11 protein-coding genes are annotated in these 11,270 nt (G+C 37.0%); 6 read left to right on the top strand and 5 right to left on the bottom strand.

Translation table 11 applies throughout. The features are described 5' to 3' along the window. Window positions 1-239 precede the first annotated feature (239 nt). Entirely contained in the window at window positions 240-704 is a 465-nt protein-coding gene (locus ACUVXA_RS09780) for a hypothetical protein (RefSeq protein WP_445871073.1), read from the bottom strand. Window positions 705-947: 243 nt separating this feature from the next. After that, a complete protein-coding gene (locus tag ACUVXA_RS09785; protein ID WP_445871074.1) occupies window positions 948-1,370 on the bottom strand; it encodes a ribonuclease HI family protein in 423 nt (140 codons plus the stop codon). 225 nt (window positions 1,371-1,595) lie between these two features. Here ACUVXA_RS09785 and ACUVXA_RS09790 point away from each other — a divergent pair, with 225 nt between their 5' ends. After that, entirely contained in the window at window positions 1,596-3,068 is a 1,473-nt protein-coding gene (locus ACUVXA_RS09790) for an acetate--CoA ligase family protein (RefSeq protein WP_445871075.1), read from the top strand. 215 nt (window positions 3,069-3,283) lie between these two features. After that, the gene (locus ACUVXA_RS09795; RefSeq protein ID WP_445871076.1) at window positions 3,284-3,466 is read left to right on the top strand and encodes a hypothetical protein; all 183 of its coding nucleotides are present in this window, start codon (window positions 3,284-3,286) and stop codon (window positions 3,464-3,466) included. A gap of 108 nt (window positions 3,467-3,574) precedes the next feature. Here ACUVXA_RS09795 and ACUVXA_RS09800 read toward each other — a convergent pair whose 3' ends face one another. Together ACUVXA_RS09800 and ACUVXA_RS09805 are read right to left on the bottom strand one after the other, a co-directional pair. After that, window positions 3,575-3,922, bottom strand: coding sequence for a transcriptional regulator (locus tag ACUVXA_RS09800; RefSeq protein WP_445871077.1), 348 nt, complete (start codon window positions 3,920-3,922; stop codon window positions 3,575-3,577). A gap of 159 nt (window positions 3,923-4,081) precedes the next feature. Next, the gene (locus ACUVXA_RS09805; RefSeq protein ID WP_445871078.1) at window positions 4,082-5,140 is read right to left on the bottom strand and encodes a HesA/MoeB/ThiF family protein; all 1,059 of its coding nucleotides are present in this window, start codon (window positions 5,138-5,140) and stop codon (window positions 4,082-4,084) included. 467 nt (window positions 5,141-5,607) lie between these two features. Between ACUVXA_RS09805 and ACUVXA_RS09810 the strand changes: the two genes are divergently transcribed. From ACUVXA_RS09810 to ACUVXA_RS09820, 3 genes are all read left to right on the top strand, one after another. Continuing rightward, window positions 5,608-7,104 (top strand): DNA topoisomerase I, encoded by a 1,497-nt coding sequence (locus tag ACUVXA_RS09810; protein WP_445871079.1) that lies wholly within the window; start codon window positions 5,608-5,610, stop codon window positions 7,102-7,104. 104 nt (window positions 7,105-7,208) lie between these two features. Continuing rightward, complete coding sequence (locus ACUVXA_RS09815) at window positions 7,209-7,967, top strand: glucose-6-phosphate isomerase family protein (protein WP_445871080.1); 759 nt, start codon at window positions 7,209-7,211, stop codon at window positions 7,965-7,967. A 151-nt stretch (window positions 7,968-8,118) separates the two neighbouring features. Next, window positions 8,119-8,526 (top strand): hypothetical protein, encoded by a 408-nt coding sequence (locus ACUVXA_RS09820; RefSeq protein WP_445871081.1) that lies wholly within the window; start codon window positions 8,119-8,121, stop codon window positions 8,524-8,526. 63 nt (window positions 8,527-8,589) lie between these two features. Here ACUVXA_RS09820 and ACUVXA_RS09825 read toward each other — a convergent pair whose 3' ends face one another. Next, window positions 8,590-9,363 (bottom strand): DUF169 domain-containing protein, encoded by a 774-nt coding sequence (locus tag ACUVXA_RS09825; protein WP_445871082.1) that lies wholly within the window; start codon window positions 9,361-9,363, stop codon window positions 8,590-8,592. A gap of 159 nt (window positions 9,364-9,522) precedes the next feature. Between ACUVXA_RS09825 and ACUVXA_RS09830 the strand changes: the two genes are divergently transcribed. Next, on the top strand, window positions 9,523-11,160 hold the full coding sequence (locus ACUVXA_RS09830; protein ID WP_445871083.1) for a M28 family peptidase: 1,638 nt from the start codon (window positions 9,523-9,525) through the stop codon (window positions 11,158-11,160). The last annotated feature ends 110 nt before the right edge of the window (window positions 11,161-11,270 follow it).

The following is an 11,270-nucleotide window of genomic DNA, read 5'->3' on the forward strand; positions in this document are numbered from 1 at the left end:
GCTCACCAGCCAAAACCAGTTTTAATAACCTATTTCATTTTCAAATACTGAAGTTGTGTTTGTAGAAGATTTGATGTTTTAGAAGCGTATAGAATTTGTTAATAAAAATGGTTGTGGTTAATTGGTAAGAGATTTATCTAAAAATTATAAAATTTGAATAATTAATGCTGAACAATAAAAGAGCGATATATTGTATTGGAAAATTCTGCAGTCTTTTAGTATAATAAGGAAAAAAGGTGTTAATCTTCAGAAATTTCCCGGAAAATTACTCTTCCTAGAGCACGCCAGACGTCTTTTGATTTTCCTTGTAGAGTATTAGTAGCCTCTTCAACTGTTTTTTCTAATTCTTTATCTCCTAGTTTTTCTAATCTTTTCTTGTCGTATTCTTCTTCGAAGCGCATTATTAGTCGATCTGGTTCTCGTTCACATTTCAGTTTTCTTTGTTTGATTAGAGTTTCTAGTCTATTTAGAATTTTTTCCGAATCTTGCTCATAGAGTTTATAGCCCTCAGCAAGAACGTGAGCCCTGGAAATTGATAATTCTTCAATTTCTGCTTTTACCTCGTCGATATATTCCTGCCACTTTTCCTTTAAACTCTCAACTGTGACGACTTCCTCCCATTTAAAAAGTAATTTTGAATTCTTTTCACTTGCGGATACATGGTTATCTTTTATTTTGCTTTGAATTTTTTCTATTAAGGTCATTTTCCTCATTCCTTTTCTAATGTATTTGTATTAGACTGTATCTATCCAGTTTTACTATTTTTTTATTCTATAAAGGTTTCTGCTTAATCAAGTCATAGATATTGCAGAAATCGGAAAAAAATGTTTAAAAATCGACAAAAAAAGAGGAGTTCAGACCCTTAATATTATATTTTAGTAATTCATTTTCCCAAATCCGCAACAAATTGTAGAATAAAATTCCTGAAAAAAGAATTACCAAATTTTTTATTTTACTTTCGAATTCAAAGTTTTATTTACAAGCGCATCAGCCAGTGAGAGCTTACTGGTGTTTCTTGGAACATATGAATATTTAACCTCTTGAAATTTTTTCTCTAGACTTTTCACTTTTAAAAATAAATTCATTAGGCTTTTGTTTAGAACTTTATACTCACCATTAAGTTGCTTTACAACTAGCTCGCTGTCAAGAAAGCAGCGTATTTTGCCACGAGAGTATCTATGAGCATGCCCTAGAGCTTTATTCAAAGCCAAATACTCAGCTTGATTATTGGTGCAAATTCCTACATATTCTCCATAACTGAATAAGACATTACCCTTACCGTCACATATTAGAAAACCAATAGCGGAAGGACCAGGATTTCCCCTAGAACCCCCATCAGAATAGACCAAAATATCAAAACCATTTTTCATATCTAACAGCTCAAATTAACATTTTATTCTAAAAATCTTGAGGTGTTGTCTATTTTTTTATAAAAAGGCTTATATTTCACTACGAATAACTTTTGTGAAAAATATAAAATTTATTCATAAATTCTTCAATTTACAATCATTTTTTTATTAACCTTAATAGTTATTGGTGTCACTCATTAATTTAATTATTCAATCAGAGTAGCTGAAAATCAGGAAGTTTTAAAATTGGTTAGAAACATGAAGACGGATGAATCAAATAATAACGAGAACTTTGTTAAGAATCGGTCAAAAATTTTAACCAATAGAAGTGATTTAACTACCTTCTTTGAACCTAGAAGTGTGGCGATAATTGGGGCTGTGAAGAGTGTTTGGTTTGGAGGCCTCGTCATACTTGAAAATTTGAAAAATTTAGGGTACAATGGGAAAGTCTATTTAGTAAATCCTTCCTATCCAGAGGTTAATGGAATTAAGGTCTATCCAAGTGTTAAAGAAATTCCCGACAAAGTGGATTTGGCAATAATAATTACCTCCTCCAAAGCAGTCCCTAGAATAGTTAAGGACTGTGCGGAGAAAGGCGTAGAAGGAGCGGTCATTGTGGCTGATGGTTTTGCGGAGAGAGATCAGGAAGGGGCAAGGCTTCAACAAGAAATAGTGGATATTTCTAAAAAGAGAGGGATTAGATTACTGGGCCCTAACACAATCGGTGTCGTTAACCCTTACTCTGGCTTAATAACAACACCCTATCCTCTAGGATACAAGAGTATCAGGAAAGGACATGTAGCACTCGCTGCTCAGACCGGAATTATCGGTGCTCAAGCATTTCCCTTTGAGGAGCTACATTATGGTATCAGCAAAATCTGTGACTTCAGCAACAAGTGCGACGTTAATGAAACAGATCTGCTGGAGTATCTTGAAGATGACTCTGAAACTAAGGTAATTGCAATACATATCGAGGATATAAGAGATGGGTTGCGATTTATTAGAGTTGCAAAAAGAGTTGTAAAAAAGAAGCCCATATTAATATACAAGCCTGGAAAAACTAGTGAGAGTAAAAAAGCTCTAGCTTCTCATACCGGATCGATTGCCGGGGATCAGAAAATATACGAAGCGGCGTTTAGACAGGCTGGTTTAATTCAGGTAGATTCTTTTTTGGAATTATTCCAGACCGCTAAAGCGTTTGGATATCAACCACTCCCCAAAGGAAACAGATTAGGCATAATTACCATAACCGGTGGCGCTGCGATTATGGCAATCGATACTGCTGTGGAATGGGGATTAGAACTTGGTAAATTATCCCAAGAGAGTAATGAGAGGCTATTTGAGATTCATCCGACGATGGTGGGTAATCCCTCTGATATTGGCCCCGCAATGCCCGCAATACAAGATCCCATCGCACCTTATAAAACGGCATTAGAGGTCTTTTCTGAAGATAAAAACGTTGATTGCATGCTGATTACCTTTTATGCCTTTCCGGGTGTTAATCCAGAACTTTATGTTAATCTTCTCAAAGAGACAGCAGGGGCTAAAGAAAAGCCGGTAGTAGTTTGGATTTATGGTCCCAGTAATGAGGAAGCTAATAAAATTTACAGTACTCTTGAAGCCGCCGATTACCCTGCTTACTTTAGCATTGAAATGGCTGTAAAAGCTCTAGGAGCAATGTACCAATATACTCAGATTAAATCAAAACTCATCAATTAATAACATGATAAATCAGCTCCTATTTTCCAATATAAAAAGCTTAACACTGATTCAATCATAATAAATCGAAAAATCAACTTATTTTAAAGAGAGATTAAAAATTGATTCTATCCACTTCAATAAAAGGAAATTATTTGAAAGAGTTAAAAGGTCTAAACTCTTAGTTATACTGGGAGGAACATTTTCATTTGTTTCTTATTAGAAGGTGCTGAAATATGTCGGATACAATGTCAGAAAAGGAAGTTTATAGGTGTCCCCTTTGCGGATACAAATTCACTGAGGATAATGTGGATAAGTGCTCGCTGTGCCCAATGGCAAAGGCTTGTGATCTGATTATGTGTCCTAATTGCAGCTATGAATTCCCTAAAAGTAATAAAAAGGAGAGAAAGGCTCGATGAGAATTGTAAATTTTTTTAGTGACCACCACTGTCTCTCGGCCTTTCTATAAACGATGGATTGAAGTTTTTCGCTAATTTGGCTTTCGATTTTACTATCGATGATACTATTTAGGCCACAGCATAACGCTTTGGTGTTTCAATAGCTTCTTCTTTTAATTTTAACAAATTGCAAATTCTACATATCTCTTTTGTTATGTCAAATTTTTCTTTTTCCCCATTCGCAAGTTTTTCTGAAATCTCTTTAATATATGTAATTACGATAGGTTTATTATTTAGTATTCGTTCAGTGTCAGCCCGCTTTGATGAAAGATATTGACTGATTGCGGCTTGTGTGACGCCTAGCCAATCAGCTATTTTCATCTGGGTGCACTTGTGGGTTTCGATTAGTTCTCTTGCTATCATAGCGCGAATTGAGGGAAGATAAATTTTAGACAAGACTTCACAAGGTGTCTTCATACTGCCTCACACCCTTTTTCCCCTTTTATGATAACATATTTATATCATTTTTACAATTTAAACTTTTTGTTACAAAAGGTATAATTCTTTTTAGCATAAATAAAATAAAAATTGACAATAAATATACCAGTTAAAAAGTATTTTTTTCACAAGTAAAAATTATGTTTGAATAAGTTGTTTATAGGTTTTAAAAGCTGCCTCATCTCCCCGTGTTCCTTTAATAATACCTACTCCGGATTTTAGGATATTTACATCTATCCCAGCTTCTTTTTTTAGAGCAACTCCTAATTCTGACCTCAATACTAAACTGTATGATTTATCCATATTTTCAATTATTAATTGAAAATCTAAATCTTGGTCTTTTTCTGGCAGGACTATGTAGGTGCTTTTAAGCTCCCGGCCACAAACCGCCCTCACGCAAGTTCCCTCTCGATTCAGTTTAAAAGTAATTTCCTCCGGCTTCAGTCTGCAAACAGTACACAAATCTTCTTTTTGGAGGGGAATTTTATCAAAAGATAGGTCAGAGGCGTCGATAAAAAGCAAAATTCTCGCCAGTTGAGGAGTCTTTCCTAATAGTATTCTTGTGGCTTCTGATACCTCGATGTTAGCGACTATTGAGGGAACTGGGGGAAAAACCCCCACTTGTCCGCATGCCGGTAGTATTTCATCTCGTATACTTCCATAAAAGCATTCTAGGCAAGCGGTTTTCCCTGGAATTATTGTGGAAACATTACCATAAGTTTCAATTGCAGCCCCAAAAATGTAAGGTATGCTTAACTTGTGACAAGCCTTATTTAAAACGTATCTCGGCTCAATTGCATCGAGTCCATCAACCACCACATCAACACCATCTACAATTTCCATAACATTGGTCTCGTCCAGAAAATAGGGCAAAGCTTCTACGCTTATTTCGGGATTTAACTTGGTGAGTTGGATTTTAGCCGCCTCCACTTTCGGATAATTCACCAGCTCCATGTTGTATAGACCCTGTCTCTGAAGATTCGAAACCTCCACAATGTCCATATCCACCAGACGTATAGTCCCGACACCCATCTGGGCAAAGAGAAGAGCTGCGTAACAACCGATTCCACCAACCCCCACAACCAAAACCTTGGAGCCCTTAAGTTTCTTCTGGCCGGTGAATCCTATATAATCAAGAACAATATTTCTAGAATATCTATCCCTCTCAGCATCAGAAAAAGAAATTTCTTTAGACATTTTTATCGAATCTCCTTAAGAAATAATAGATGATTTATTAAAAAACCGTTTGCATACAATGAGTCTATGATTTATTATATTTTGATTTTTTCACTCTTCTGTTAATTGTGTATTTCCGCTTTTCCTCCCCCCTCCCTTCAAAGGGATTTTTTGGCACTTAACCCTGCTTAATTGTGGAATCCCCCGCGAAACAGGGGGTTAAACCCGTTGCCCTCCGCCAAAACCACCACGGAAATGTTAACATAAAAGAATATAAAAATCAGAACATTATAAAAGGTAGACTCATTGTTTGCATATAGAACTCAATTTACAGCAGTTTTTTATAATATTACCTTAATTTGAGCAATATTCTAGTTAATATATTTTTATAAATATTCGATAAGAGATATAAGGACTTTAGTGTATTGGTTCAATGAAATCTAAGGCTATAAAACGGTTTAAGATAATATTTATGGGCGGGTAGATAAGTGAAACAGTTAATTCACAATGGTATTCTATTTCCGCAATATGAGGCAAAAGAATTCTCAATCTCTTATAAAGGAAAGAAGATAAAACTCGAACCTGAACAAGAAGAGATGGCTGTAGCTTGGGTTAAGAAACGGGACACAGATTACGTAAATGATCCGGTCTTCGTGAAAAATTTCTTTAATGATTTTGGTAAAGCCTTAGGTCTAGGAAATGTTTCTCCAGAAGACTTCGATTTTTCGGAAATTATAAAGTATGTAGATGAGGAGAAACTTCGAAAAGCAAACCTGTCAAAAGAGGAGAAGAAAAAACTAGCTGCGGAACGTAAGGAAATCCGTGAAAAGAATAAAGAGAAGTATGGTCATGCAATCATCGATGGTAAAAGAGTAGAAATCGGGAACTACAATGCTGAACCCTCAAGTATCTTTATGGGAAGAGGAAAGCATCCCTTGAGGGGAAAATGGAAAAAGGGACCAAAACCAGAAGACGTTATTCTAAATCTTTCACCTGACGCTCCAAGACCTCCCGGAAACTGGAAAGAAATTGTGTGGGAACCAGACTATATGTGGATAGCAAAATGGGAAGACAAACTGCGGGGAAAATTAAAGCATGTATGGGTCTCGGATACTTCACATTTAAAGCAGGAAAGAGAAATCGAGAAATTTAACAAGGCCAGAAAGCTTGAGAACAAGATAGAAGACCTCAGAAAACATATAGAGGAAAATCTGACTTCTAAAGATCTTAAAAGAAGAAAGATTGCCACCGTATGCTATCTAATCGATGTATTGAAACTCCGTGTGGGAGATGAGAAGGATAAGGATGAGGCTGACACTGTTGGAGCCACTACACTTAGACCTAGCCATATTAAAATTGGTGAAAACGGGTTAACCAAATTTAATTTTCTAGGCAAAGATTCTGTTAAGTGGGAAAAGGAAGTCTATCTACCACCCAACGTGATTAAAAATCTTGAGGAATTTATGTCACAAGCAAAATCAGCAATTTTTGCAGGAGTAAGATCGAGTAACGTTAGCCAATTTCTAGAGGAAATTATGCCCGGGTTGACAGCTAAAGTTTTTAGAACATATCACGCCACCAAAGTAGTGAAGCAGTATCTGAATAAATCTGAAGTCATAAAAAATGATCCAGAATATGTTAAGAAAAACACCGCCAAATTAGCGAACCTGGAAGCCGCCATAGTCAGTAACCATAAAAAACAGGTGTCTAAAAGCTATAAAAGCTCACTGGAAAAGAAAATTGAACGCCTCAAAAAACTAAAGCAAAAGAAAGGCGAGAAAGCCCAAGAAAAGGTAAAAGAGGTTCAGACCCAGATCGAACTTATGAAGAAGACAAAAAATTATAATCTAACAACCTCTCTAAAAAGCTACATTGATCCCAGAGTATATTACAACTGGTTCCAAAAAGTAGACTACGATTGGAAAAAGTACTATCCAAAAACTCTTCAAAGAAAATTCTCATGGGTTGAGGAAGAAGCAGAATAAAATCTATCCTTGATTTCAGATTAAAGCCCTACCCTCAAATCGCAACCACCATTCTTATTACTTCCATTAGAATTGGATTTTAATAGGTAAAAGAGGAACAGTCAATGAAAAATTCACTGAAAAGAAATAACTTGATTAATTTAATAGCTATTTCTGGACTGCCCATAAGTTTTGATAGACAAACAAAGAAACTAGTTTCAGATAAATTCGAGCTTCCAGATCCAAACATTAGAACTATGGGCGACCTCATAAAAGTGGCTAGAAATCCAAACCTAGAAATTAATAGAGAAGATATTGCTTACTGGATGTATAGAGATGTTGCTCTTGAAGAACATAGAAACTTAATTAAGAAACATAACATAAGATTCGATATAACTGTGATGAAAAATTTTCAATTAGGTGATGAATACGGAAAAACATCAGGACACTATCATCCAAATCAGTACCCCGAAATATACGGTGTGCTACACGGAACTGCAATATTCGTTTCACAAAAAGGCAATAAGGAAGACCCTCTCAAAATAGAAGTTTTCACGGCAACTGAAACAAGTCCAGGAGAGCTATGGGTATCACCTCCCCTACACGGACACATTACCATAAATAGGGGACCAGAAACACTGGTAATGGCTAACTGGGTCTCAAACAGGTTTCAATCAATTTATGGGCCAATAGAAACTGCTAGGGGAGCAGCATACTACCTAATAAAAACAGATAAGGGACCTGAATGGAAACCCAACCCGGAATACAGGTCAATACCACCCATTACAGAAAGGGTAGACATTGATTCACCTATAAAATCTCCAATATATACTTGTGGAATTGAAAAAATCGATAAATTATCAGAATTCCTAAATCTAAAGTGAAATTTGAATTCAACTATAAATATTTAAACTAATTCTTTTATTACTCGCAACACAATTTCCCTCACTCGAACATTTTAAAACGAGAATATAGTTTAGAAATTGAAATAATTTCAAATATTTTCAACTCATATTAATTTTAAAGGTGGTTGTTGTGAGCCTTAAAAAAGAGGCAGATAAAGCTTATCAAAAAGCGGAGCACAGTTTAGAAAAAGACGATTATGCGGAAGCAGGTGACGATTTCGAATGGGCTGGGACCTGCTATCAAGATGCCGGCTTAGACGAAAAAGCTAAAGAGAGTTTCCTAAAGGCTGCAGACTGTTTCGAAAAATTGGGAACACGTTTAGAGGAGAGAGACTTCTGGAGAACAAGTGCTGACAACTTCAAAAGAGCCGGAAAATGCTATGGAGAAGCGGGAAACACAGAAAAAATGAAACAAAGTTACAAGAAAGCAGCGGATCTTTATGAAAAATATGCAGAGAGCCTACGTAAAGACGGTAAAACAGAAAGAGCAAAAGAAGCCCTAAAAAACAGAGAAGAATGTTTACAAAAAATCAAGTGAAAAAACTTTAAAAAATTATTCAATAGACATTTGTAATTTCCTTTTTAACTTGTATAACGGAATCTAAAGTTTCTCCCTACGATCAGGGTAAGCAACTATGGATCTTTTAACTATAAAAGATTTTTCAAGATCTTCACTCATGCTCCTAGCTATATGTATCGGTATGCCTAAAGCCATGTAATTTGCGGGAAACCAGGAATTTCCTGTTGGATCTGTGGGTCCTAGGAAAGCCGAGTCTACGGAAATTTTTTCCGCCATACCCGCGGGATAGGTGATGAAAGTAGCGCAAGATGGCCCAAAGGGGGCCAGAACAGCGTTTGTGTCCACTCTTCGGAAATAAATCAGTGAGCATAAATTTCTTATTTGCTCACCTACCCCAAAACAAATTAATGATTTAACACCGGGATCTTGGTTGCCAAGTTCCGTGTATGCTTGAATTACAATATTTTTTCCGAGAGGTTTTATTTTGCCTATCGAGTTCGTGCTTTCTTCAACGATTTGGGGGCTGGCTTTTAGGTATTCGGCGGCTCCGTTTGAGAATTCTTTGGTGCCCGTGGAAACGAAATACTTTATCCAAGGGGAAGGACTTGTAAAGCCGAGCCAAAATGCACCTCCCGGGCAGCACCCTTCCAAGGTGTCGCTTCCAATATAGAGGGGAGGAGTTTCTTCATGTACCGCCATGGTGAATACAGCCTTAGCAATACATCTACTGATCGTTTTTAAAGGAACAGCTCCGAAAGGTAAATTGTTTGAACCATATACACATAACGGTCTTAATTCCAATCTACCCGCTTGGGAGATTTTCTTACCAATATCCATAATTGATAATTTTGACATTATCAATAACCTTCCTTTCAATCTTATATTTTATAAATTTAAGAGTCCTATTTAAAGAATATTTATATTCAATAGCAAAACCATTAAGAACCCCAAGTTGGGGTAAAAGATTATAATAACTAAAACTATTTAACTTTTAAATTGAAAGAGGACGAGAAGATGGTTGGATTGAAAACTAGAATTTCTGGTCAAGAATTGTATAAAATTGTGAAGGAGTTATGTGAATTCGGCTATCGCAGGGCAGGAACCCCTGCTGCAGAAAAAGCCGAAAAATATATTTACCAAAAATTAGAGGAAGCAGGGTTACCAGAAGTTAAACTTGAAACTTTTAACTTCACACGGTGGTGGGCGGAAAAACATGAATTAACAATTATCTCTAAAGACACCATAAGCGTCCCCTCTGATCAGAATATTGAAACTTTCCCCATCTGGTTTAGTGGCTCCACAAGACCGGGAGGAATCACCGCAGAGATGGTTTACGCAGGTTACGGAACCGCAACCGATTTTGAAACAATAGATGTCAGGGATAAAATAGTGCTAATAGACAGTAGAATGATACTAAACTTTTACCCCACATTTGCCGTTTTTGGATCATTAAACCTTGCAAAAGAAAAAGGCGCTTTGGGATTAGTGATTATTAACGGATCTCCCCTAGACGCTGTTTCATATATCTTTATAGGTGCCGGAATAGAGGGTTGGGAGAATAGACTACCAGCACTTTCCGTGAACAATGATGATGGAAACTATTTGCGGAGCCTTTGCATAAAAAATGAGGAAAAACTGACAGTTAAACTTATTGAGGAAGTGAAAACAGAATCAGCAAAAAGCAACATCGTAATTGGAAAACTACCAGGTAAAACCGATGACATCATACTCATCGGAACACATACCGATAGCACGTTTACCGGTGCAGTGGACAATGCGGGAGCCAACGCAGGACTAATTGCCTTAGCGAAACACTATGCCCAAGTCCCACTTGAGAAAAGGAAAAAAACCATGGTATTTGCTGGGTGGACAGGACATGAAGTAGCATTTCTAGGTGTTACAAATTTTGTAAAAATGCACAAAGACATGTTTGACAAGATAGCTACCTTTATTATGCTCGACGGATTTGGATCTAAAGGCTGGTATAATCAAGCAGACGGAGGCGCCGTGGAAACAGGTCTAGACGAAAAAAGAGGACTCTTCATTTCAGATAACCCGGTACTAATACCCTTCATACTTGAAGCCACACTAAAACACAACTTGTTACCAGCCGCCTACGTGTCTGCAAAATCCCTGCCGGTAAGCGACCTAGGACCATTCATCGCAGCAGGAGTTCCCTCCATAATGCTTATCGGAAAACCAATATGGTACCACACAAAATATGATACACCGGACAAATGCACACCAGACCAACTGGAAAGAACCGCAAAAGCACACATAGACATCATAGACAAGATCCATGAGACCCCCACTCAACAAATAAAGGATGCAGACGGCAAACTGCAAGATATCAAAAAATTCATAACCAAAAGAAAAGAAACAAGCCCACCAACTTGCTCATTCACAGTCACCCCCCACCCAGTAATTGAAGGAAAACCAGCAATCTTCCATGTAACAGTTTTCACAGCACCAGAAAGCATCATATTAGACCTAAACTGGAATTTCGGAGACGAAAGCACCGGCACCCTCCCCATAGCTATTCACACGTATAATAGGGCAGATACATACAAAGTCACCCTAGAATATACAGACTCAGCAGGCTCCAAAGGTTCCACAAGTAGACTCGTCAGAGTAATAAAAAAGCAATCCTAAAACATCTTTAAACCCCTAACATGAGAAAAACTATAAATTCTTTTCCTTAGACCAATTCGAGAAGGCGCCTTAAGTATGTGGGTTGTTGGGATAGTTCGAAAAGAATAATT

The organism is Candidatus Jordarchaeum sp., from assembly GCF_052745115.1.

Excerpts from the sequence above, each read along its gene's own strand:
- ACUVXA_RS09780 (WP_445871073.1), bottom strand. The coding sequence starts at position 704 with ATGACCTTAATAGAAAAAATTCAAAGCAAAATAAAAGATAACCATGTA.
- ACUVXA_RS09785 (WP_445871074.1), bottom strand. The coding sequence starts at position 1,370 with ATGAAAAATGGTTTTGATATTTTGGTCTATTCTGATGGGGGTTCTAGG.
- ACUVXA_RS09795 (WP_445871076.1), top strand. The coding sequence starts at position 3,284 with ATGTCGGATACAATGTCAGAAAAGGAAGTTTATAGGTGTCCCCTTTGC.
- ACUVXA_RS09800 (WP_445871077.1), bottom strand. The coding sequence starts at position 3,922 with ATGAAGACACCTTGTGAAGTCTTGTCTAAAATTTATCTTCCCTCAATT.
- ACUVXA_RS09805 (WP_445871078.1), bottom strand. The coding sequence starts at position 5,140 with ATGTCTAAAGAAATTTCTTTTTCTGATGCTGAGAGGGATAGATATTCT.
- ACUVXA_RS09815 (WP_445871080.1), top strand. The coding sequence starts at position 7,209 with ATGAAAAATTCACTGAAAAGAAATAACTTGATTAATTTAATAGCTATT.
- ACUVXA_RS09825 (WP_445871082.1), bottom strand. The coding sequence starts at position 9,363 with ATGTCAAAATTATCAATTATGGATATTGGTAAGAAAATCTCCCAAGCG.
- ACUVXA_RS09830 (WP_445871083.1), top strand. The coding sequence starts at position 9,523 with ATGGTTGGATTGAAAACTAGAATTTCTGGTCAAGAATTGTATAAAATT.